Source organism: Belliella baltica DSM 15883 (assembly GCF_000265405.1).
GTDB lineage: Bacteria > Bacteroidota > Bacteroidia > Cytophagales > Cyclobacteriaceae > Belliella > Belliella baltica.
In genome coordinates, this window is the sequence record NC_018010.1 from 651,814 (window position 1) to 674,595 (window position 22,782).

General features: G+C 36.0%; 21 protein-coding genes. 10 read left to right on the forward strand and 11 right to left on the reverse strand.

The window, feature by feature from the left end:
* Positions 1 to 39: 39 nt before the first annotated feature.
* The 6 genes from BELBA_RS03005 to ileS all read right to left on the reverse strand — a co-directional run bounded on the left by BELBA_RS03005 (position 40) and on the right by ileS (position 7,584).
* Entirely contained in the window at positions 40 to 1,107 is a 1,068-nt protein-coding gene (locus BELBA_RS03005; RefSeq protein WP_014771279.1) for a fatty acid desaturase family protein, read from the reverse strand.
* Positions 1,108 to 1,274: 167 nt separating this feature from the next.
* Positions 1,275 to 1,799, reverse strand: a complete 525-nt coding sequence (locus BELBA_RS03010; protein WP_014771280.1) for an AAA family ATPase — start codon at positions 1,797 to 1,799, stop codon at positions 1,275 to 1,277.
* On the reverse strand, positions 1,789 to 2,409 hold the full coding sequence (gene pnuC, locus BELBA_RS03015) for a nicotinamide riboside transporter PnuC (protein WP_041779494.1): 621 nt from the start codon (positions 2,407 to 2,409) through the stop codon (positions 1,789 to 1,791). The genes BELBA_RS03010 and pnuC overlap by 11 nt, the downstream gene beginning before the upstream one ends.
* 37 nt (positions 2,410 to 2,446) lie before the next feature.
* The gene (locus BELBA_RS03020) at positions 2,447 to 3,298 is read right to left on the reverse strand and encodes an ATP-binding protein (RefSeq protein ID WP_052307606.1); all 852 of its coding nucleotides are present in this window, start codon (positions 3,296 to 3,298) and stop codon (positions 2,447 to 2,449) included.
* Positions 3,299 to 3,496: 198 nt separating this feature from the next.
* A complete protein-coding gene (locus BELBA_RS03025; protein ID WP_014771282.1) occupies positions 3,497 to 4,129 on the reverse strand; it encodes a lipoprotein signal peptidase in 633 nt (210 codons plus the stop codon).
* Positions 4,130 to 4,200: 71 nt separating this feature from the next.
* Complete coding sequence (gene ileS, locus BELBA_RS03030; RefSeq protein ID WP_014771283.1) at positions 4,201 to 7,584, reverse strand: isoleucine--tRNA ligase; 3,384 nt, start codon at positions 7,582 to 7,584, stop codon at positions 4,201 to 4,203.
* Positions 7,585 to 7,900: 316 nt separating this feature from the next.
* Between ileS and BELBA_RS03040 the strand changes: the two genes are divergently transcribed.
* On the forward strand, positions 7,901 to 8,353 hold the full coding sequence (locus BELBA_RS03040) for a DUF1569 domain-containing protein (RefSeq protein ID WP_014771285.1): 453 nt from the start codon (positions 7,901 to 7,903) through the stop codon (positions 8,351 to 8,353).
* A 165-nt stretch (positions 8,354 to 8,518) separates the two neighbouring features.
* Here BELBA_RS03040 and BELBA_RS03045 read toward each other — a convergent pair whose 3' ends face one another.
* The 3 genes from BELBA_RS03045 to BELBA_RS03055 all read right to left on the reverse strand — a co-directional run bounded on the left by BELBA_RS03045 (position 8,519) and on the right by BELBA_RS03055 (position 11,551).
* On the reverse strand, positions 8,519 to 9,253 hold the full coding sequence (locus BELBA_RS03045; protein ID WP_014771286.1) for a hypothetical protein: 735 nt from the start codon (positions 9,251 to 9,253) through the stop codon (positions 8,519 to 8,521).
* 6 nt (positions 9,254 to 9,259) lie between these two features.
* Positions 9,260 to 10,312, reverse strand: coding sequence for a hypothetical protein (locus BELBA_RS03050; protein ID WP_014771287.1), 1,053 nt, complete (start codon positions 10,310 to 10,312; stop codon positions 9,260 to 9,262).
* A 333-nt stretch (positions 10,313 to 10,645) separates the two neighbouring features.
* Complete coding sequence (locus tag BELBA_RS03055; protein WP_052307607.1) at positions 10,646 to 11,551, reverse strand: AAA family ATPase; 906 nt, start codon at positions 11,549 to 11,551, stop codon at positions 10,646 to 10,648.
* Between the two features lie 31 nt (positions 11,552 to 11,582).
* Here BELBA_RS03055 and BELBA_RS19005 point away from each other — a divergent pair, with 31 nt between their 5' ends.
* Positions 11,583 to 11,858 (forward strand): DUF1569 domain-containing protein, encoded by a 276-nt coding sequence (locus tag BELBA_RS19005; RefSeq protein ID WP_245531124.1) that lies wholly within the window; start codon positions 11,583 to 11,585, stop codon positions 11,856 to 11,858.
* A gap of 127 nt (positions 11,859 to 11,985) precedes the next feature.
* On the opposite strand, the gene dgt is transcribed toward BELBA_RS19005, so the two are convergent.
* Positions 11,986 to 13,338 carry a dGTP triphosphohydrolase gene (gene dgt / locus BELBA_RS03065; RefSeq protein ID WP_014771289.1) on the reverse strand — a complete coding sequence of 451 codons (1,353 nt, stop codon included), beginning with the start codon at positions 13,336 to 13,338 and terminating at the stop codon, positions 11,986 to 11,988.
* Positions 13,339 to 13,471: 133 nt separating this feature from the next.
* Between dgt and BELBA_RS03070 the strand changes: the two genes are divergently transcribed.
* From BELBA_RS03070 to BELBA_RS03085, 4 genes are all read left to right on the forward strand, one after another.
* Positions 13,472 to 14,317 carry a DUF4382 domain-containing protein gene (locus BELBA_RS03070; RefSeq protein WP_014771290.1) on the forward strand — a complete coding sequence of 282 codons (846 nt, stop codon included), beginning with the start codon at positions 13,472 to 13,474 and terminating at the stop codon, positions 14,315 to 14,317.
* A gap of 111 nt (positions 14,318 to 14,428) precedes the next feature.
* Entirely contained in the window at positions 14,429 to 15,235 is an 807-nt protein-coding gene (locus tag BELBA_RS03075; RefSeq protein WP_014771291.1) for a DUF4382 domain-containing protein, read from the forward strand.
* An 8-nt stretch (positions 15,236 to 15,243) separates the two neighbouring features.
* Positions 15,244 to 16,266 (forward strand): bifunctional diaminohydroxyphosphoribosylaminopyrimidine deaminase/5-amino-6-(5-phosphoribosylamino)uracil reductase RibD, encoded by a 1,023-nt coding sequence (gene ribD / locus BELBA_RS03080; protein ID WP_014771292.1) that lies wholly within the window; start codon positions 15,244 to 15,246, stop codon positions 16,264 to 16,266.
* 17 nt (positions 16,267 to 16,283) lie between these two features.
* Positions 16,284 to 16,766, forward strand: coding sequence for a GAF domain-containing protein (locus BELBA_RS03085; RefSeq protein WP_014771293.1), 483 nt, complete (start codon positions 16,284 to 16,286; stop codon positions 16,764 to 16,766).
* A 109-nt stretch (positions 16,767 to 16,875) separates the two neighbouring features.
* On the opposite strand, the gene BELBA_RS03090 is transcribed toward BELBA_RS03085, so the two are convergent.
* Complete coding sequence (locus BELBA_RS03090) at positions 16,876 to 17,448, reverse strand: LOG family protein (RefSeq protein ID WP_014771294.1); 573 nt, start codon at positions 17,446 to 17,448, stop codon at positions 16,876 to 16,878.
* 226 nt (positions 17,449 to 17,674) lie between these two features.
* Between BELBA_RS03090 and BELBA_RS03095 the strand changes: the two genes are divergently transcribed.
* From BELBA_RS03095 to secDF, 4 genes are all read left to right on the forward strand, one after another.
* On the forward strand, positions 17,675 to 18,244 hold the full coding sequence (locus tag BELBA_RS03095; RefSeq protein WP_014771295.1) for a non-canonical purine NTP diphosphatase: 570 nt from the start codon (positions 17,675 to 17,677) through the stop codon (positions 18,242 to 18,244).
* Positions 18,245 to 18,263: 19 nt separating this feature from the next.
* Positions 18,264 to 18,878, forward strand: a complete 615-nt coding sequence (udk, locus tag BELBA_RS03100; RefSeq protein ID WP_014771296.1) for a uridine kinase — start codon at positions 18,264 to 18,266, stop codon at positions 18,876 to 18,878.
* Positions 18,879 to 18,949: 71 nt separating this feature from the next.
* Complete coding sequence (locus BELBA_RS03105; protein WP_014771297.1) at positions 18,950 to 19,324, forward strand: hypothetical protein; 375 nt, start codon at positions 18,950 to 18,952, stop codon at positions 19,322 to 19,324.
* Positions 19,325 to 19,415: 91 nt separating this feature from the next.
* The gene (gene secDF, locus BELBA_RS03110) at positions 19,416 to 22,388 is read left to right on the forward strand and encodes a protein translocase subunit SecDF (protein WP_014771298.1); all 2,973 of its coding nucleotides are present in this window, start codon (positions 19,416 to 19,418) and stop codon (positions 22,386 to 22,388) included.
* The last annotated feature ends 394 nt before the right edge of the window (positions 22,389 to 22,782 follow it).

Below are 22,782 nucleotides of genomic sequence, written 5' to 3' on the forward strand. Positions count from 1 at the left end.
CTCAAAACTGAACAGCGGGAAAAATTAAGACTTTTGTGTTTATTGGTTATTACCTAAATTTCTCAAATGATTGACATGAGAGGTAAATGCCATACTGAGTTTTGGATGCTCCAAGTATGGGATTCCATATTCTCTACAAGTTTCTTTTATGATCTTGCTTATCGCCGGATAGTGAACGTGAGAGATATTTGGAAATAAATGGTGCTCAACTTGAAAATTTAACCCACCAACTAACCAGGAAAGTACTTTGTTATTGGTGGCAAAGTTTGAAGTAGTTTTTAACTGATGGATTGCCCAATCATCTTCCAATTTGTTGGTTTCTATATTTGGCATTGGGAAAGAGGCTTCTTCGACAGCATGTGCTAACTGGAATACAACACTTAAGAGAATTCCTGTTGAAATCCCATAAACCAAAAATCCTATCAACCAAGGTGTAAATCCAAGCATATAAAGTGGAATTGCTACAAATAGTATGATATGAAGCAGTTTGAAACCCCAGAAAGACAAGTGGTCTCCAACAGTCATTTTCTGAATTGGGACAATTCCCACTTTTTTGGTTGCATATTTTTTGTAATCCGTCACAAAAATCCAATACAAGTACAGCAGTGAGTAGACGAATAAGAAGTATTTATGTTGATACTTATGGATACGATGAAATTTTTGATTTGGGCAAAGTCTCAAGAAAGGTCTTGCATTCATATCGTCATCTACTTCATCTATATTGGTAAAAGAGTGATGAACTACATTATGTTTGGTTTTCCACATGAATACATTCGCTCCTAAAAAATTGATTGAAACTCCAGCGAGTTCATTGACCCAATTTTTCTTACTAAAGCTACCATGTGCACCATCATGCATCACGTTGAAACCGATGGTTGAAGCCAAGGCTCCTAAAAGCACACAGCCAACCAAGGCAATAGCCCAGTGTGGTGTGAAGAATATAAGCGTTACATAAGTTGCTATGTAAGCACAAACCAGCAGAATGGCTTTGAAGTAAAGAGAGAAATTTCCTGTTTGGTTGAGATTTTTTTCTGTAAAGTAATTTTTGATCCTCAATTTTAAATCTGAATGGAAAGAGGATGCGGCACTGAATCTAGGCGGACGCATAATAATGTTTTTAATGAAATTAATAATCAGAATGCAAAATCGCTGGGTGATTATCAGACATTCTGCTATAAAGGTACATCAAAAAAATTTAGAAAATAAAAAACTGACAAATATCATCTTCTTGAGGCTGTTGCATTTAAGGATTTTTAACAGTCCATTTGAGGTTTTTACAAGCCATTATTTTTCAAGGCTTTCATAGCTGCCACAAACCGATCAATATAATTCCCTTGGATTATTTCAAAAGGCACTTTTGATTTTTGAAGTAAATTATGATAAAGATCAAAAAAGTAATTACGCATTTCTGGATCAGGATGCTCTCTTTGGGGGTCTTCCTCCCAAGGAATGTCCACATTCGTCAAAAGGTACAAATCATATTTTCTATGCTTTATTTGTTCCAGAATCCAAGGGTCTGTTTTTCCGAATCTATGATTACTCCAGACATCTATTACTTGCAAATCGGTATCAATAAAAAGATACTTCTTGGCATTTTTCAAGGCAGAATCTTCGGCATAAATCTGCCCTTTTGCGATTTGAAGTAAATCATCAAATTCATAAGGGCGATTCAAATTTTCGATAAACTGCCTTGCATATTCATGCACCCAAGGTTCATTGTAAGCAGCTGCTAAGGCTTGAGAAAGCGTACTTTTCCCTGTAGATTCGGGTCCGATAATTACAATTTTTTTAATTTCCATTTGAAGATTGCTTCACTGACTTAATCCAAGAAAATAAACCTATAAAAGCCAACACAGTAAAAAACACAAATTGAAAAGATGTCAGCATCAGACCTTTATAGAAATACAAGGGAATAGAAACAAGGTCCGTTATTATCCAAGCAATCCAGTTTTCCACTTTCTTTTTGGCCATCAGCCACATCCCGACAAAGGCTGAGGAAGTAGTAAATGAATCCCAATAAGGGACATCGCTATCTGTAAAATTGGCTAAAATAAAATAAAGCAGCCCATAGGAGACAAAAAATAAAGCTATAGATTTGAGAATACCCCTTTGGCTTAGCCATGTAACGGGCAACTCAGCTTCAAAACCACTTGGCCTACTCCACAAATACCAGCCATAAATAGACATGCCGAAATAATAAGCGTTGATTCCCATATCTGCATAAAGCTTATATTTCAGACAAATATAAACATAGATCAAGGTGCTGATCATTCCTGTAGGAAATACCCAAATATTCTTTTTGATAGAATAAAAAACACTTGCAATTCCAAAAAATACTGCAAAAGCTTCCAGCAATGACATCTCTGCTATCCCTTGTTGGAAACTTTCTAAAATCCCGTCAAATTCCATGTGGCGAATTAAGTCAATATTTTCTTTGTAGCAAACATTAATAAAATGTGTTTTCATGATTTAGAAAACCAATAGCATAAAGTGGAATATTTACCAGCCAATCTTCTTTTCTATATCCTGACATTGATGTTCGAATGGAGACTGGAATTTTATATTTCTCAGAAAAAACTTTGAGACTTTTTGCTTTCAAATTTTCTTCTGCTTTGACCTCAACCGGATAAACTTTACCATCTAATTGAATTATAAAATCAATTTCCGCTGTCGATTTTTCTGTAGACCAATAGAACGGATGAATATTTCTTGCCAGAAATTGCTGAAGAACATATTGTTCAGTCAAAGCACCTTTGAATTCTTCAAAGAGGTGATTTCCTTCCAAAATTGACTTGGAATCTAAGTCCGTCAAAGCTCCTAAAAGTCCAATATCAAGCATAAAAAGTATGAAGGAATTAATATTCTCATAAGCTTTCAATGGAATTCCCGGTTTAGAAATTTTATTCACCCGATGAACTAATCCAGAATCATAAAGCCATGCCAAAGCCAATTCAAAGTCCTTTGTTCTAGCTCCTTGTTTGACTTGCCCATAGATGAATTTTTTATTTTCTTTTGTTAATTGAGAAGGGATAGCATTCCATAGCATTCGAATTCTAGGTATGATTTCGACTGGTGCGTGCTTAGAAAAATCTTGTTCATAAGCTGCCAAAATTCCCTTTTGAATTTTTCTAACTTCCTTCAAATCTCCATATTGAACATAATTTGTAACTGCTTCAGGCATTCCACCCACGAAGTAATATTGTTTCAAAAGCACAATATATTTCTCCTTAAAAGTATTGATCAAAGCCCAATCCCGATTCTTAACTAATTCAATCAGGTCTTCTTCATTCATAGCCATTAGAAACTCTTCAAAATCTAATGGATAAAGATTTAAAAAATCAACTTTTCCTAGGGAATAAATGTATCAGAACACATTTTTTCGAATGAAAAAATGTAAACCATTACACTTTTTCAAAGGAAAAAAATTGAAGATCCTATTGTAAACAAAAAAAGCCCTCAAAGCATGACTCTGAGGGCTCTTTTTTAGTTGAAGAAGCTATTCTTTATTTTCTTCAATAAATTGTTTTTGAATTTCATCTTCACCTTCAAGGCCTTCCTCTTTGAAGAATTTGCTTTGGAAAACTAATATAATCGCTACTCCTGCAAAAATCGATGCATCAGCAATATTGAAAATTGGCCATAATGCAGTATAACTTCCTCCCCATAAAGGTACCCATTCAGGGATATATCCTTCCCAAATATCAATGTAAAACATATCTACTACTTGTCCATGAAACCATGGTGTAGTGGCATCATAAGGTGCATTATTTAAGAATACGCCATAAAAAATGCTATCTATCAGATTTCCTATTGCACCGCCTAAAATCATCGCAATGCAAATAAGATAACCAACATGCATCTTCTTATCAATGATATAATAGAGGTAATAACCAATCCCAAACATGGCCACCAACCTGAACGAAGTCAAGATGATTTTACCATATTCAAAAGGTAATTTCATCCCAAATGCCATACCTGGATTAGTTGTGTAGTGGAGTTTGAACCAATCCCCGAAAATCTTGATCTGACCTGGGGTTCCAAAATCCATTTGATAATGAACCAATAATTTGACCACCTGATCTAGAATAATCACTGCAAGTGCTATCCCAAAATATTTTAGATACTTCATGTATTCCTATTAAAACCACAGATTTAAGGATTTTTTTTGATTTTAACCCCTATGTATGGTTGATATTTTAATTAATTAGCCTTTGAAACTTTAACTGACAACTCAAAGTCATCCATATCTAATTTAATAGAGTCCGCGATAGATTCCATTACTTCTAAACTTAATGCTTGTGTCTCAGTCTTTATATATCCTCCGAAGTTTTCAAATGAAGCATTGACCAAATCATCGTGTTTGGCTACTTGAATGTGAATTTTATCTTGAACATCTAATCCCATATCTTTTCTTAGATTTTGGATTCTATTTACCAAGTCTCTAGCAATTCCTTCTTGCTTCAATTCTTCAGTCAAAGTCACATCAAGAGCAACCGTCAATCCCTGATCTGAGGCTACTGACCAATCTGGAATATCCTGAGAGCTAATCAAAACTTCTTCTAGAAGCAATTCTAATGACTCCCCATCTACATTCACATTGATCTTGCCATTTCGTTCGATTTCTGAAATCTCCGACTTTCCCCAAGAATTGATAGCTGCTACTACAAAGCGCATTTTAGGCCCAAGCTTTTTACCCAAAATAGGTAAGTTAGGTTTTACACTTTTCACCAAAACATCAGAAGCATCATCAATATATTCTACCGACTTGATATTTACCTCAGATTTGATAAGCTCTTCAACATGCTGAATTTGAACCTTTGTTTTATCATTCAATACAGGAATTAAAATTCTCTGTAAAGGTTGTCTCACTTTGATGCCGATCTTAGGATTTTTTCTTAAAGAATGAACCAAAGATGAAATTCTTTGAGCTAAATCCATGCTTTCTTCCAAATCTTTGTTGATCAAGGATTCGTTAGCATTATTCCAATCAGTCAAGTGAATCGACTCCATTGGATTTGCTGTGGCCTCAGTCAGATTTTTATACATCCAATCTGAATAGAACGGTGCAAAAGAAGACATCAACTGACTCAGTGACATCAAGCATTCGTATAAAGTCTCGTAAGCAGCCTGCTTGTCTGGGTTCAAATCACCTCTCCAGAATCTCTTTCTTGCCAATCTCACATACCAGTTTGACAACTGATCTACTGTGAAATTCATGATCGCTCTTGTCGCTTTGGTAGCGTCATAATTATCCATGGAACTCTCAACTTCTGAAATCAAAGTTTGAAGTTTTGAGATAATCCACTGATCCAACTCTGCTCTTTGGGCTACAGGAATACTCTTGTTATTGTCATAAACAAAATGATCCAAATTCGCATAAAGGACAAAGAAATTGTATGTATTCTGAAGTGTTCCAAAGAATCTTCTTTGCACTTCTGCAACACCTTCCAAGCTAAATTTCAAATTATCCCACGGATTTGCATTGCTGAGCATATACCAACGCAAAGCATCAGGCCCATATTCTTTTAAGGTCTTGAATGGATCCACAGCATTGCCCAATCTCTTAGACATTTTATTACCGTTTTTATCCAAAACCAATCCGTTGGCAATGACATTTTTGAAAGAAACTGAATCAAATAACATCACAGCCAAAGCATGTAAGGTGAAGAACCAACCTCTAGTTTGATCTACTCCTTCGGCAATGTAATCTGCTGGATAATTCGAATTGAAAATATCTTCGTTCTCAAAAGGATAATGCCATTGTGCATAAGGCATCGCTCCAGAATCAAACCAAACATCGATCAGATCAGGTTCGCGGTACATAGCCACGCCTTTAGGAGAAAGTAAAATCACATCATCTACATAAGGTCTATGCAAATCAATTTCTTCTTCATTGATTGGAGAAGATTCCATCAATCCAGCTTCAATGGATTTTTTGATTTCTGATTTCAATTCATCGATTGATCCGATGCAAATTTCTTCCGATCCATCTTTTGTTCTCCAGATAGGAAGCGGAGTTCCCCAGAATCTGGATCTACTCAAGTTCCAATCCACCAAATTCTCCAACCAATTCCCAAAACGACCGATTCCAGTTGCCTCAGGCTTCCAGTTGATCGTCTTGTTCAATTCTACCATTCTATCCTTGTAAGCAGTGGTTTTGATAAACCAGCTTTCTAAAGGATAATAGAGGATGGGCTTGTCAGTTCTCCAGCAATGTGGATAGCTGTGTTCGTATTTTTCGACCTTGAAGGCCTTGTTTTCATTCTTTAAAATAATGGTGATGATGATGTCCGTATTTTTGTAATCTTTGCTATCTTCATCATCATTGGTGTAATTTTTTACAAAGAAATCATCTTCACCAAACTCTTTATGAGCTGTGATTCCATGCTCCTTCATTTTGGCAGCGAGGTATTTTCCTACCACTGGCAAGAATTTACCCTGCTTATCGACTACAGGGATTTCATTGCCTTTTTCGTCCTGCACAAATACTCCAGGAATATTATTCTGAACCAAAGTTCTAAAATCGTCTGCACCAAAAGCTTTTGCGAGATGGACGATTCCTGTACCATCTTCAGTAGTCACATAATCTCCAGATATTACCGTAAACGCAGGATTTGGAAGTGTCAAGTCAGCTATTGGAAAAATTTGTTCATATTCCAAGCCAAGCAAATCTGCACCTTTCATCTCCTCGACAACTTCATAAGGAATCAATTTATCACCAGCTTTATAATCAGCTATAGCTAAATCTTTTGCTTTTGCATTGAAGTAAGAACCAATTCTAGCTTTCGCTAAAATCACTTGTTGTGGCTCAAAAGTATAGGGATTGAAAGTTCTCACTTTCACGTAATCCAATTTTTCTCCAATTGCCAAAGCGGAGTTAGAAGGCAAGGTCCAAGGCGTGGTGGTCCAGGCTAAAATGTATGTATTTTCTTCACCTTTCAGTTTAAACTGAGCGGTGATGGAAGTATCTTTCACATCTCTGTAGCAACCAGGCTGATTGAGTTCATGTGAGCTCAGACCAGTACCAGCAGCAGGAGAATAAGGCTGAATTGTGTAACCCTTATAAAGTAAATCTTTATCATAAAGCCTTTTCAACAAATGCCAAAGTGTCTCTATGTATTTTGCATCAAAAGTGATATATGGATCATCCAAATCAACCCAATAGCCGATTTTTTCAGTCAAATCATCCCATTCGTCCTTGAATCGCATAACAGTCTCACGGCATTTGCGATTGTATTCCTCCACGGAGATTTTTTTTCCGATATCCTCTTTAGTTATCCCAAGTTCCTTTTCAACTTGAAGTTCGACAGGAAGGCCATGGGTATCCCAACCACCTTTTCTTTTTACCTGAAAACCTTTGAGTGTCTTGTATCTACAGAAAATATCTTTGAGCGTCCGCGCCATCACATGGTGAATACCCGGTGTACCATTGGCTGATGGCGGTCCTTCAAAAAATGTAAAAGTCTCTGCCCCTTCTCTATTGACTACAGATTTGTTAAAAATGTCATTTTCCTTCCAGTACTGAAGTACGCTCTCCCCGATATTGGGATAATCTACTTGCTTAAACTCCTGATATTTTTTCACAGTATTCCTTGATGTTTGTTTTGAAAACCACTCTACTCTTAGTCTTGAATGATTTTTTGATACTCAAAAAAGTGCTAAATTCAATGATTATTGAAGAAAACACCCTTCTCAAATTCTTCTCCTTTTATAAAAAAGGAAAGCATATCCCTTTGGATATGCGGGAATTCCAAAAATGGAATGCAGGCGCAAAGTTAAGATATTTTGTAGGATTAGGGATAAATAATCTTAGAATTCGATTTTGGTACAGATTAATATTTCCAAAATGATTTCTAGTAAGTAGAAAAGCTTTAAATTATGGCAGTAAAGCACAGCAAACATGGGGAAATCAATTTATTCAAAAGGAGCAATTGAAGAAATTTCAACTCGAATGAATGGACTGCAAGCAGACCAAATATCACTTTGGGGCTCGATGAACCCTACTGAGATGCTTGTTCATTGTAACCTAGCCAATGCAGCGATTTTAGCTTCGTCAAAAGCAACCCAAAGTCCCAGCATGAAGCAGCGATTCTATAAATTTATTTTTTTCCATGTCAAAAAAGATTTCCCAAAAGGTGCTAGAGGTGCCAAAAGATTCGATGTGAAGGGAAAAGTAGATGAAAAAACTTTTGAAGAAGAAAAATCAAAATTCCTTCATCTTTTGAATAAATTCAGAGATTTGGATCGTAAACTGGAAGCTCAACACCCAATATTTGGAGCACTAAGTCACAATTATTGGGGCAAATTCGTCTGGAAGCATTTAGATCATCATTTGAAACAGTTTGGGTTGTAGTTTAAGTATTGACAGATTTATCTTATTGAATCATGTTAAAATGATAAAGAAAGAGGCTGTCCAATTCTTTTTGACAGCCTCTTTCATATTCTTTTAGTAAATCAATTTTGAAATATACTTATGACATACAACTTAAGGATTTGTTCACTCATAGCCTGTAAGAAACTATTTAAACAGTTTATATTCATATCCAATTGTAAAAGCGAAATATTGACCATTAAATTTATGTAAATTATTATTTAAAGTCTCTCCCTCGTAGATGATTTCATTAAAATCCCTCGTCACCAAAGGGCCGCCTGAATTGATTCCCCACAAAAGATCAAAAGATATTCTTCCTCTTGCATTTACATTATAAAATACCCCAACTTCTGGTCTTACAAAGACACTGAATCTTCTTTGGATTCGATCCTCCCCATAAACATAAATATCTGTAATTGGTTGATTGTCTCCGACTCTAACAACTGTCCTAAATTCGCTTCCGCTATATTCATAATTGCGAAAACTTGTATAATTTAAAGGAATAGATAGGGAAGTATGAAAACCCAACTTCCCATTTGATAAAGGAAAATCCTTTCTGATAGTTGGTCCAATAGACCACAATCCCAAAGTGGGGCCATTGCCTCTAGCAATATTTCTTTCTGGTTCAATCACATTAAGCTCTGCGGTCGATCTACTGTAGCCAAGATCCATCCCCAAGTAAAGATTATCTAAAATCTCTTGTCTGCCATATATGTTATAACTCCACATACGTGTACTTCTTGATTGAAGAGTCATAAATGAACCTGTATTTTCCCAGCCTGTGATAAAACCTCCTAATCGAGTTCCAATATTGATATTCTGACTGTAAATCATTTTTCCAGATGTTAAAAAAAGGAAAAGTATAAAAACAATCTTTTTCATAAACTTTTAATAACCTTTGATAATTCTTTTCAAATTAAAATTCCATGCTATTGAGCCATCTAGAGGAGTTCCATGATTACCACCGATTTCAACGTAATACTGGGTTTCCAATTTAAACTTTCTTAAACTTCTATTTGATTCATAGTAAGTTGGTTTCAGTTGATTAGAAAACACATAGGCATAGCTATTTCCAGATCTTAATCCAATACTATTTTTTCGACTATCGTATTCATATTCATAGTAAACATACATTGTAGTGGATTCACTATTCCAAGTGAGTGGTGAGCCACTTGGTCTACGCATATGCTTAGCTTCAGAAAATAATCTAAAATAAACACCAACTGCTTGATAGACATGTTTTGCTTCAAGTCTATATGTAAAATTGCTACCATTTGAAGTTATTCCTTCAATATTTTGTTGTGAATCTCCATTGTTACTACATTTATCCCATCCACATCCGTCTATAATAGTAGGAGCATTAGGATTGTAATTTAAAATTCTAGCATCAATTTCGGATCTATTTATAGTAGATGTTTTATTTGTTAACACAAGATCCAAAACATCGTCTTCAAAAGAAAACAACCTAATAGAGGAATCTTCAAAATTTCCTTCCAAAATATCATTTTTTAAGCTAAAATTATTAGTAACTGCAACTAGCTCTCTGTTAAAATCTAAATAATAAAGATATTCTTCAATTATAAACATTCCATTTTCATCTAAAATATCCAGTAAAATTGTACCTTCTAATTCTTCTACATAATTTTTTACCTTCTCTGTTATTCTTTTGTCAGGATCTGATGAATGTAAAATTAAGTCTATACTTTTTCCAAAACTTCGGAAATTTGGAATATCATTAGTATTCTGATTTTCCAAAATTTGATCATAATCTTCTAGACTTTGAAATTTCAAAGTACCATTAATCAATTCCAATGAATTGTTTGTTAATTTAGGAAGAATTTCTTCTTCTGTTGTACTTTGACAACCAAACATACCGCCTCCTAAAAAGAAAACAAATGTGATTCCGAGAATGTAACTCAAAGATTTTAAATGATTTTTCATAAAATAAAATTTAAATAATGAATAGTTAAAATTATCTTTTAAAAGAGTAGCTACTTATAAAATTGAAAACAAGAAATAAAAAAAAAAATTAAGAAACAAACTTATAGTTTTATTTCAGGCATGTTTTTTTTATACCAATTAAATAAACTCTTTTTTTTACATAAAATCTACTTGAAAAGTCATATAAAAATAAAACCTTAGAAAGAATGATCACTAAAAATATATACAATTTAGAAAATCAAAGCATAAGCCTAAGCAAATACTGGCTTTTACTTTTATCATCGGTTTTAATTTTAAATTAGAATATCTCTTCTCAACCAAATCAAAAAGATTTCACCTTACAAACCCAAACAACCAAAGCGGAATTCTATTAAAAGATCCAATAGGTAAATCGGCTATTGCCAAAAAAGAATTGGCCTCGGTTTTGATTTGAAAATCATTTTTGTTTCTTCCACCCACTTCGATAGTGAACTTATCATCAATATAAAAATCTCCTTTTTTTGGAAGACTTATCTCATGTTTTTCTTCCAATTGGGAATAAAAAAAAGTCTCTCGGAGATTTCCAGCATCTAAATTTGCACCTGCTAAAGCATAGCTGATATTTGTATTTTCCAAAAATATCTTGTCTGGCTTTTGCAAAACACTTGTGCTTTTACCTTCTGCAAAAAGACTGTTGATGATCTTAGCTTTTTCCAAATAATGCAGATAGGTAGTCAGTGTATTTCGATGAATCCCTATTTTTTCGCTCAACTTCGCAACATTAGGTTTGAAAGGGACACTTTGAGCAATCAAACCTAACAACTGATGTATTCTTTTGGTCTTGTGAATATCCATGCCCTCAATAAACTGAAGCTCTGTCTCTATAATCAAACGAATGATTTGTTCAATCCTTAAATGATATGTTTTTTTTCCTTCTATAAAAAACGGATAGTACCCAAATTTAAGATAGTCTTCAAATTCAGGTAAAGGGTTGACTTTCTCTAAAATGGAATTTGCTATATCTATGTGATTTGATAATATTTCATTTAATGGAAAAATAGGTATTTGAGTGTCCTTTGTGAAATTTAAATATTCCCTGAATGACAATCCTGTAAGGTAATATAAAACTGCTCTCCTACTTAAATCCACATCCAAATTCAGCATATCAATCACCGATGATCCGGTAAATACCACTTTCAACTCTTTATAAAAATCATAGGCATTCTTTAACTCCCTTGCCCAAGTGGGATATTTGTGCACTTCATCTAAAACAAGAAATCTACCTCCCAGCTTGAAGCAGCGATTCTATAAATTTATTTTTTTCCATGTCAAAAAAGATTTCCCAAAAGGTGCTAGGGGTGCCAAAAGATTCGATGTGAAGGGGAAAGTAGATGAAAAAACTTTCGAAGTAGAAAAATCAAAATTTCAACATCTCCTTAGTAAGTTTGGGCATTTGGATCATAAACTGGAAGGGCCTCATCCAGTATTTGGAAAGCTAAATCATACTTACTGGGGCAAATTTGTCTGGAAGCATTTAGATCATCATTTGAAACAGTTTGGGTTGTAAACAAAAGTTTGAAGAAAAAATCAATCATGAGATCATCTTCTTGTTCTATTTTTGTTTTGCCAATCTATTTAGCAAAAAACGCATAAAATCGCTAAACAGCCTAGCAATTTTGAGCCCCCTCTTTTAATCATGCTCCAGGTAATGCTATCCCTTTTACTCTTCGGTATAAATTAAGTGCATATTTATCGGTCATTCCAGAGATGAAGTCCATCAAAACACGGAGCATGGGATACGGGTTGACATTTGACTCCCACCCTTCCAAAGGAAAATCTTCGGGAAGCAATCTTAGAATACTTTTATCTTGCCCAGAATACAAATCTGTTTGATAGAATTTATGATTCAAGGCTTTGGAAAAAACCTCAAGAAGTCCTTCCAAAACTTGGAAACCTGCCGCCTCTTTTTCAAGAACAGGTTTGGATCTGTATATTTTTTTTACAGACAAATCGGATATGATCTCCAAGGCTTGGGCTGAAGGAATGATCTCTGTTAAGGCCTGGTCAAATTCTCCTTTAAGCATCGCCCCTTCATTTTCTTCAAAAGCTAGTACAGTTTCTTGGATCAGTTGATTGATTGCCATGGCTCTCAGAATTGCCAGTTTTTGGGTTTGAGTTTGATAAGTTTCTAACTTCTCGGCATCAAATTTTTCCTTCAAAATAGAAGCTAGCAACTCGATTGTTTTATCTAGAGTAACTAGACCTAATGTACAGCCATCTTCCAAATCTATAATACTATAGCAAATATCATCCGCAGCCTCCACCAAAAACGCCAGTGGATGCCTTAAATAGCATCCATTCTCAGCTTTTTCTATACCTAGTATTTCTCCTAAATGTCTATAATCTTCCGCTTGATCTGAATAAAACCCAAATTTTTTCTGACTTCTTCGTTTGCGTTCTTTTTCAAAAATGTGAGCTGGCCTAGGGTATTTTGTAAAAGCAGCTAAAGTTGCATAAGACAACTTCAAACCATTGTTTTTTGAAACCAACATGCGAAAACCTTGAGCATTACCTTCAAAATTGCAAAGGTCTGCCCATTGCTCTGGAGTAGTATAGCGCTGCCAAACTTGGCCATAAGGGTGAAATTTGAAAAAATCTGAAATCGCTGATTCTCCCGCATGTCCAAAAGGAGGATTGCCAATATCATGAGTCAACGCCGCAGCAGCTACTATCGCTCCTATATCTGCAGCACTGATATTTGAATCTTTTAAATGTGGGTATTTATTAATTAGAAATTCTCCAGCTGTTTTTCCCAATGTCCTTCCGACTGAAGACACTTCGAGACTGTGAGTTAACCTGGTGTGAACAAAATCATGATCCGGAAGCGGAAAAACTTGCGTTTTATCTTGAAGATTCCTGAAAGGAGCTGAAAAAATGATTCTATCATAATCTCTTTCGGGTTCGCTTCTAAAATGATTTTCAGGTTGCTGCCTGATATTTTTTGGATCAAATCTACCCGCAGTTAATAACTTTTCCCATTTCATCATTCCCAAAAATACAACCTATTCAACAAATTCAAGTAATGATTGCGCTCTTTCATCAAAAATTCATAATCGCAAAATAGATTGGCACGGTGATTGGAAAAGTAGATTTAAGAAAACAAAATTAACCAACATTATTATGAAAACTTATCTCAAAAATTTGAATGTGTTGTTCCTTGCAGCACTATCAATGTTTGCATTTTCTTGTAATCCAGATGATGAAAATGGAATTGCAGAAGGAAATGCCAGAGTAAATGTATTCTTGGTCGATGCTCCAGCTGATTATGATGCTGTTTGGGTGGAAGTACTTGGAGTTGAGATTTTACCTAAAGGCGAAAATGAAGATAATGGTTCTGCTTGGATCAACGTTGGCAATGATGCATCTGAAGATAATATGATCAATCTACTTGAGTTGGTTGGAGGAAATTCAGCGAATTTAGGTGAAGTAGAAGTTCCCGCAGGAGAAATCTCTCAAATTAGATTGATTTTAGGTGAAAACAATTACTTAATGCATGGGGAGCAAAGAATTGATTTGAAAACACCAAGTGCACAACAAAGTGGCTTGAAAATTAAAATTGATAAGCCTCTGATGGCTGGAATTTCCTATGATTTGGTCCTTGACTTTGATGCTGGAAAATCAATTGTGAAAGCTGGCAACTCTGGCCAATATATTTTAAAACCAGTGTTAAGAGCAATTGCTGAAGAGTCTGCAACAATCGAAGGTGTAATCACTCCTTTAGAAGCAACTCCAGTAAGAGTAATTGCAATTATCAATGATGATTCAGTAAGTACTTTTACTAGTGAAAATGGATCATTTATGATTCGCGGATTGGTTGAAGGTGACTATACCTTATCAATTTTACCAAATGAATTATACCTCGCTGATACTTTAGAAAATATCACTACAGTATTAGGACAGGTTACAACTGTTTCACCTGTAGAGTTAGAACTTGTACCAGAAGATGATGGCGAAGGTGGAGAATAATAAAATTATGAACATTAGAAAAAATAACCCTTGGATTTTTCCTCGGGTTATTTTTTTGACCTTATTTCTAAGAATTTCGTACAATCCACAATCTTTCTTTAATTTTAAGCTGTGAAAAAAATACATATTCTTGCTTTCTTGCTTTTCAGTCTTTTTTCTTGTGCAGGCACAGAAGAACGATCCGATGCCTTGCTGAATATTTTTATCGTGGATGCTCCTGCAGATATAGATGAACTTTGGGTGGAAGTATTAGGTGTAGATGTTCAGATTTCAAATCCCTCTAATGAAGATGCTCCTGCAACTATTTTCTTACCCTATGAAGCAGGCATTCAATTTGTAGACATCACTCAACTGATCGCTGGACAAGAGGTGTTGGTTGGAAGAAGCGCAGTAGATGTAGGAGTATTAACTAAAATAACCCTTAGATTAGGTAATGAAAATTATTTGAGAAAAGATGGATTACGGATTAATTTAGAATTGCCAGAAGCCAACAAGTCTGGTTTAGAAATCGATACAAATTTCGAACTAAGACCAGGTATTTCGCATGATATCTATATAGATTTTGATCTTCTTCGCTCATTGAAAGCTCCAGAAGAACCTTTGGAAAGCTATGAATTTAATCCAAAGCTAAGTGCATTTTCTAAAATAAACACAGGTGAGATTTCTGGTAGTATACGGCCTGTTCCACAGGATGCCTTTTTATATGCGATTCAGCAAAATGATACGGTGACAACAGGAGTAAACCTAAGAGGAAATGGTCAAGGTCAATTTCTTTTTAGAGGTTTGGAAGGGATTTATACGATTTATATCATTCCAAAAAATGATGATTATTTGGCTGACACAATTCCTACAGTGATTGTTCAACCTCAAATTACCACACCTTTAGGAAATATTACCCTTAGACCAAAAGAAGAATAAAATTCACCTTGGAAAATCACATCAAATTCATGCGAAGAGCTATCGAGCTCGCAGAATTAGGAATGGGAAATACAAGTCCCAATCCAATGGTTGGCTGTGTAATCGTCCATCAGGATCAAGTCATCGCTGAAGGCTATCACGAATATTATGGTGGACCCCATGCTGAGCCTAATGCGATTTCGAAAGTAAATGACCAAAATATACTAAATGAAGCCACAGTTTATGTGACTTTGGAACCTTGTGCGCATTTTGGAAAAACTCCTCCTTGCGCCAATTTACTGGTCGAAAAAGGAGTTAAAGAAGTTGTCATTGGTGCAGTGGATACGAATCCATTGGTTGGAGGTAAAGGAATGGAGATTTTAAGAAAAGCAGGTATCCAGGTGATTTCAGGAATTTTAGAATCAGAAGTGAGGTTTCAAAACAGAAGATTTTTTACCTATATAGAAAAGCAAAGACCTTACATCATTCTGAAATGGGCACAAACTCAAGATGGTTTTGTTGCAAGAGAAAATTATGATTCCAAATGGATCAGCAATGCTTACAGCCGACAACTGGTACACCGCTGGAGAACTGAGGAAGATGCTATCATGGTAGGAACAAATACCGCAAGATATGATAATCCAAAACTAGATGTGAGAGATTGGGTTGGAAAGAATCCGATAAGAATTGTGATCGACCGCATGTTGCAACTCAGTCAGGAACTTGCACTTTTCGATCAAAGTCAGAGTACCATTTGTTTGAATTTAGTCAAAAACGAAATTTCCAAAAACTTAGAATATGTCAAATTAGATCCTGACTTTTCTTTGGAAAATTTATTGCAAGCCCTCTATCAACGTAAAATTCAAAGTGTAATCGTAGAAGGCGGGACATTTTTACTTCAAAAATTAATAGATGCTGAACTTTGGGACGAAGCTCGAGTGTTTACTGGGCAAATCAATTTTGAAAAGGGCATTCCTGCTCCAAGAATCCAAGGGAAACTGATTCATAAATCAGAGATTTTGGGGGACGAATTGAAAGTATGGATCAAATAAAAAAGAAAATATAAGAAATGGCAGAATCACTATTTATACCGGAAACAGCTTCAAAAGAAGGAAAATATGAGGCAATACTTCCTCAAATTGAGGCATTGATTAGCGGAGAAAAAGATTTGATCGCAAATCTGGCAAATATCTCAGCCGTACTAAAGGAGTCTTTTGGCTTTTTTTGGGTTGGTTTCTATCTCGTCAAAGACAATCAATTGGTCTTGGGACCATTTCAAGGGCCTATCGCCTGTACCCGGATCAATCACGGAAAAGGTGTTTGTGGTACTGCTTGGAAAGAAAATAAGACACAGCTTGTACCAGATGTAGATGCATTCCCAGGACATATTGCTTGTAGTTCTGCTTCCAAATCAGAAATTGTCCTTCCCTTTTCTTTAAATGGCGAAGTTGCTGGCGTTTTGGATATTGATTCGGATAAACTTGCTGACTTCAATGAAACTGATCAAGTTTACTTAGAGAAGTTGATGTCAACCCTTGAAAAAACAATATAATCGCAAAATTCATATAAATTTTGCGATTATGATCGCTGATTTTATATAAAATTTGCGATTAGAGAAGAAATTCCTCCAGATTATCTGAGTGAATAAGTATTTGGGATGTCTATTTGACCTCCCACTTCTCAATAAACTTAGGTTGGAATGCCGCCATTTTATCTAATAACTCCACAGGATCAGTAGAGATGATCAATAAGTCCAACTGTGCCTGATGAAGAAAACCTTCTTCGCAACTAAACTTCAAAAAATCAATCAACTTGTCGTAGTAACCATTCACATTATACAGTGCAAGTGGCTTTCTAATATATCCCAATTGATTGAGTGTCATGATCTCAAATAGCTCCTCAAAAGTCCCGATTCCGCCAGGCATGGCAACAAAACCATCACCTCTCTCAGCCATCAACCACTTTCGATCGCGCATCGTCTCCACTACTGTCAATTCCGTGCAGCCAATATGCGCCACTTCAATGTCAACCAGTTTTTGAGGAATAATACCATAAACATCCTTCCCTGCTTCTAGCATTTTATCGGCTATCACTCCCATCAACCCCACATTTCCAGCTCCATAAACTAGAGCCATATCTCTTCGAATCATCTCAGTTGCCAAGGCTTGCGCAGCAGTGACATAAATCGGATTCCTTCCCTTATTTGAACCACAATAAACTGTTACCTTTTTCATTCTATAAATATTTTGCCCAAAGTTAGGGAAAAGGAGTTGGAAAGTTGGAAAAGTTAGAAGGTTGGATGGTTTTGGGATGGAGATATTTATTGGGGAATGTGGGTTTGGTTATTGGTTGATTAAGGGATTGGGGCATCAGGTGTATACACTCACGCTAAGTCCCAACTTTAAAACATTACAATTTTGTAACCTTTAAACTCAATAAAAAATAATCTATTTTTACAAGATGAAAATCTGTTTTGCTACAAATAACAAAAAGAAAATCGAAGAGGTAAAAGCTGCTCTAGGGAATGATTTTACGATAGTGTCATTGGAAGAAATAGGATGTCATGAAGAATTGCCCGAGACAGGAAATACGCTAGACCACAATGCATTTCAAAAAGCTAGATATGTCAAGGATCATTATGGTGTAGACTGTTTTGCAGACGACACAGGATTGGAAGTGGATGCTTTGAATGGGGAGCCGGGCGTATATTCAGGAAGATACGCTGGAGAGCCAAGAAGTGATGAAAGAAACATTGATCTTCTTTTAAAAAATCTCAATGGAGAAACAAATCGAAAAGCAAGATTCAGAACTGTCATTGCATTAATCCTAGATGGAGAAGAGCATGCTTTCGAAGGTACTGCAGAAGGTGAAATTTTAGAAATCCGAACAGGCAAGGGTGGATTTGGCTATGATCCGATCTTTAAACCTGAAGGATATGAGAAATCATTTGCAGAATTGAGTATAGAAGAAAAGAACGAAATCAGTCATAGGGGAAAAGCTGTGAAGTCACTTGTGCAGTTTTTGAAATAAATCCCTAATTTTGTCCTCCATGAGCAAGCCTTACATTGTCGGAATTACAGGTGGTAGTGCCTCCGGAAAGACCCTCTTCTTAGACAAATTACTCAACTCCTTTGAAGCAAACCAAGTTTGTCTAATCTCTCAGGATAATTATTACAAGCCTAGACATCAGCAGCCTATTGATGATAAAGGGGTTCATAATTTCGACATGCCAGGTTCTATTGATTTTGAACAATATGCTCTAGATATCAAAAAAATTCAATCTGGAGAAACCGTATATAGGCAAGAATATACTTTTAACAACCCAAACAAAAAACCGAAAATCCTAGAATTTGTACCGTCTCCAGTGGTTGTGGTAGAAGGTATTTTTGTGCTTTACTATCCAGAATTAGCAAACCTGCTGGATCTCAAAGTTTTTATTGATGCCAAAGAGTATATCAAGCTGAAAAGGAGAATTGTTAGAGATAAAGTGGAGCGGGGTTATGATTTGGATGATGTGCTTTATAGATATGAAAGTCATGTGATGCCAACTTATGAAAAATACATTGAGCCATTTAAACATGATGCTGATCTTATAGTACCAAATAACAGAAACTTTGATAAGGCACTAGATGTGATCAAAACTTACCTAAGAGTCAAGATTTAACTAACTGATTTTCAATATAAACAACAAGTTTTAGCGCATTTCGCTATGTAAGTTTTCAAATATTTATATATTTGCAGCCCGTGAAAGAAGAAAAAGAAAATATCAACCTATTCAAGCAACGCATCACACTGATCATGGTGATGTTCTTTTGTATGCTTGTGTCTGGTATGGAATATTTTCCAAATCTTTCACAAGATGAAAATACAGAAAAACAAGAGACTTCTACAGAGAAAGAAGCTCCTCAACAAAATCAAACTTTTTTAGATGTAGCAGTTGACGCGGTGGTTCCATTTGTAACCACTTTGGGCAGTCAGGTTTATTACATTATTTATGAAATTGTGAATTTTGAAGCTCCTTCAGCTTCATTAGCGCTAAGTCAAGCAATTATCGATTTAGAATTTAGGGAAATACTTTTTGAAAGAATCATTTCGACCAACGCTCCCTAATTAAAAAAATCCTTAACTCAATTTCTGAACATCTTATAGATGTTCAAATCACTTATTCATTTAAAAATCAATCTATAATTATTCAATTACTATGCGTAACCAAGGTGTTATTGTGTTTCTGACAGTAATCGTTACAGCGCTTTGTCTGTACTACTTGTCATTCACATTCGTATCAAGCAATATTCAGCAGAAAGCTGCAGAATATGCTACTGATGAGGTCGGAAATGTCAATTTCGACAAAAAACAATCTTATTTAGACTCTATTTATAGAGAGCCAGTTTACAATTTCTTAGGAGCAGATTTCACTTACAAGGAAATCAAAGAGACCGAACTTGGTTTGGGTCTTGATTTGCAAGGTGGAATGCACGTAACGCTTGAAGTTTCTCCTGTAGAAATTGTCAAAGGACTTTCTGGAAACAGCAAAGACCCAATGTTCAATGCTGCATTGGAAGAAGCTACTGAAGCTGCAAAAACTACCAACGAAAAATTTGTAGATCTTTTTTACACTTCTTGGCAGTCTAAAGCTGGTGGTAAAAATCTTAATACAGTATTTGCTACTGCAGCAAACAGAGGCAGAATTTCTTTGGAATCGACTGATGCTGATATTTTAGGAATCATCGACCTTGAAATTGAAAATGCAATCGAAAGATCATTCAATATCCTTAGAACACGTGTTGATAGATTCGGTACTTCTCAGCCAAACATTCAGAGAATCCAAGGTTCTGGTAGAATTCAAATCGAATTGCCAGGAGTTGATAACCAAGAAAGAGTTAGAAACTTACTTCAAGGAGTTGCCAAGCTACAATTTTGGGAAGTTGCAGAAATCAATGATTATGCAAGTGAGCTAGAAGCTGCAAATGCACTTTTAGTAGCAGAAGCTAAAGCAAGCAAATCTCCAACAGCTGCAGAAGTGGCTACTGATGTAGAAGGAGAAACTGAAGAAGGTGAAGAAGCTTCTTCCCTTGAGCAGCAATTGGCAGATGGTGACAGCACCTCTGATTTTTCATCTGAAATCTCTCCTATTTTCGCATTGACAAAAGCCAATTATGGTTTGGTTTATGAAATCAGAGATACAGTAACTATCAACAGAATCTTCGCTAGAGAAGATGTGAAATCTGTATTACCAAGAGATATAAAATTCCTTTGGGCGGTAAAGCCACAGGCAGCTGACGGAATGGAATTGTTACAGCTTTATGGAATCAAAATGACTAGAAACTCTGATCAAGCACTTTTGGAAGGTGATGTAATCACTGACGCAAGACAAGAGCTTGATCAGTCTTCAAGACCAGCTGTGAGCATGCAAATGAATGCTGACGGTGCTAGAAAATGGAGAAAACTGACTGCCGAAAATATCGGAAAAAGTATAGCTGTTGTATTGGATGATTATGTCTATACGGCACCTACGATTCAAGGAGAAATCCCAAATGGTCAATCTCAGATTACAGGTAACTTCACTTTGGAAGAGGCGAAAGATTTAGCTAACATTCTAAAATCAGGTAGCTTACCTGCACCAACCAAAATCGTAGAAGAAGCCTTTGTTGGTCCTACTTTGGGTAAAGAGGCTAGCAACCAAGGTGTGATTTCAATGGTTGCTGGTTTGGTATTGGTTGTTCTATTTATGGTTGCATATTATGCAAAAGGTGGATTTGTTGCAATTGCAGCTTTGGTTTTCAACATCTTCTTCATCTTGGGTATTTTGGCTCAGCTTGGTGCTGCATTAACTTTACCAGGTATTGCAGGTATTGTGTTGACCATAGGTATGTCCATTGATGCAAACGTCTTGATCTTCGAGAGGATCAAAGAAGAGCTTCGAAATGGCTCAGGATTATTGGTAGCAATCAACGAAGGTTACAACAAAGCATTCTCTGCAATTTTGGATTCCAACGTGACTACATTCTTGACTGGTGCTATTCTTTACGCTTTGGGTCAAGGTCCAGTAAAAGGTTTTGCCATTGTATTGATGATCGGTATCGCATCATCTTTCTTCTCAGCTGTATTTATCACAAGAGTGATTGTGTACTGGATGAGCAAAAAAGGTGGAGACAAGAGTTCCATTTCTTTCGCTACCCCATTTGCTAAAAATATCTTGAGTGATTTGAATATTGATTTCTTGAGCAAGCGTAAAATTGCTTATTTATTCTCTACCGGATTTATCGTTGTTGGTTTGGCAGTTGCATTGATCAGTGGATTGAAATTTGGTGTGGATTTCACAGGTGGTAGGTCCTACATAGTCGAATTCAACGAGCCAATAGCTACATCAGATTTGAAAGTAGGTTTGGATGGTGAGTTTGATGGCTCTGTAGAAGTAAAAACTTTCGGTGGAAATAACATCTTGAAAGTAACTACTTCCTATTTGATCAATGAAGATGATGATGCTTCTAATGCAGAGGTTGAGAAAAAAGTAAAAGAAGGTATCGCTACGGTAACTGGATTAACTTTGGCAGATGATGCATTGAATCTTCAAGATGGTCAATTTGCCATCACGGGTTCTTCAAAAGTAGGGGCAACAGTAGCAGATGATATCAAAGCTTCTTCTGGAGAAGCCATGTTCTTTGCACTTGTAGCAATCTTCTTATATATCCTATTGAGGTTCCGTAAGTGGCAGTTCTCTCTAGGCTCTATCATAGCATTGATTCACGATGTATTCTTTGTGATTGCTGCATTTGCTATTGCAAGTGCCTTGGGAGCTACATTTGAGATCGATCAGGTATTTATTGCAGCGATGCTGACCGTAGTAGGTTATTCGATCAATGATACCGTGATTGTATTTGATAGAATTCGAGAAAATATAGAAAATAGAGGTACTTCTAAATTGGTAAAAATGTTCAATGACGCCATCAATCAAACGATGGGCAGAACATTGATTACGTCCTTTACCACTTTGATCGTAGTATTGGTATTACTTGTATTCGGTGGTGAAGTGTTGAGAGGATTCTCTTTTGCACTCTTCATTGGTGTATTGGTAGGTACTTATTCTTCTATCTACATTGCGACTCCAATCGTAGTGGATTTGATGAAGAAAGAAATTGCCAATGAAGCCGATTCTGCTAAGAAGGCAGCATAATATTGAAGCGCTTGAATAAAGCTTTTATAGAAGAAGGGAGTTGAGAAATCGACTCCCTTTTTTTTGTGATACAGGGAAGATGATTCAACACCTTCGGTGTTGTTGGGGGGTGGGGTTGATTATTCTTTTCCTCCGCATTGGCATGCGGGGCTAATCATGGTTCATTCCCGCTGGGAATCTGATCTTCGCTCCTATATCATTGTCTATTAAGGGATACTGAGGGATTGGATCGCTTAGGAACGAGTGCAAGTTTATCACAAATTATTAGTCTATAATTTTTTTAAAGACCTAATATCATATATTTAAGTTAAAGCCAACTTTAGTATTACGTTCCCGAAGGGAACTAATCTAATTAACCCCGGATGAAAATCCGGTGGTATGGATGAAAAACATA

Coding starts and splice junctions, on each gene's coding strand:
- BELBA_RS03005 (WP_014771279.1), bottom strand. CDS start 1,107: ATGCGTCCGCCTAGATTCAGTGCCGCATCCTCTTTCCATTCAGATTTA.
- BELBA_RS03010 (WP_014771280.1), bottom strand. CDS start 1,799: ATGGAAATTAAAAAAATTGTAATTATCGGACCCGAATCTACAGGGAAA.
- pnuC (WP_041779494.1), bottom strand. CDS start 2,409: ATGGAATTTGACGGGATTTTAGAAAGTTTCCAACAAGGGATAGCAGAG.
- BELBA_RS03020 (WP_052307606.1), bottom strand. CDS start 3,298: ATGGCTATGAATGAAGAAGACCTGATTGAATTAGTTAAGAATCGGGAT.
- BELBA_RS03025 (WP_014771282.1), bottom strand. CDS start 4,129: ATGAAGTATCTAAAATATTTTGGGATAGCACTTGCAGTGATTATTCTA.
- BELBA_RS03040 (WP_014771285.1), top strand. CDS start 7,901: ATGGGGAAATCAATTTATTCAAAAGGAGCAATTGAAGAAATTTCAACT.
- BELBA_RS03045 (WP_014771286.1), bottom strand. CDS start 9,253: ATGAAAAAGATTGTTTTTATACTTTTCCTTTTTTTAACATCTGGAAAA.
- BELBA_RS03050 (WP_014771287.1), bottom strand. CDS start 10,312: ATGAAAAATCATTTAAAATCTTTGAGTTACATTCTCGGAATCACATTT.
- dgt (WP_014771289.1), bottom strand. CDS start 13,338: ATGATGAAATGGGAAAAGTTATTAACTGCGGGTAGATTTGATCCAAAA.
- BELBA_RS03070 (WP_014771290.1), top strand. CDS start 13,472: ATGAAAACTTATCTCAAAAATTTGAATGTGTTGTTCCTTGCAGCACTA.
- BELBA_RS03085 (WP_014771293.1), top strand. CDS start 16,284: ATGGCAGAATCACTATTTATACCGGAAACAGCTTCAAAAGAAGGAAAA.
- BELBA_RS03090 (WP_014771294.1), bottom strand. CDS start 17,448: ATGAAAAAGGTAACAGTTTATTGTGGTTCAAATAAGGGAAGGAATCCG.
- BELBA_RS03095 (WP_014771295.1), top strand. CDS start 17,675: ATGAAAATCTGTTTTGCTACAAATAACAAAAAGAAAATCGAAGAGGTA.
- udk (WP_014771296.1), top strand. CDS start 18,264: ATGAGCAAGCCTTACATTGTCGGAATTACAGGTGGTAGTGCCTCCGGA.
- secDF (WP_014771298.1), top strand. CDS start 19,416: ATGCGTAACCAAGGTGTTATTGTGTTTCTGACAGTAATCGTTACAGCG.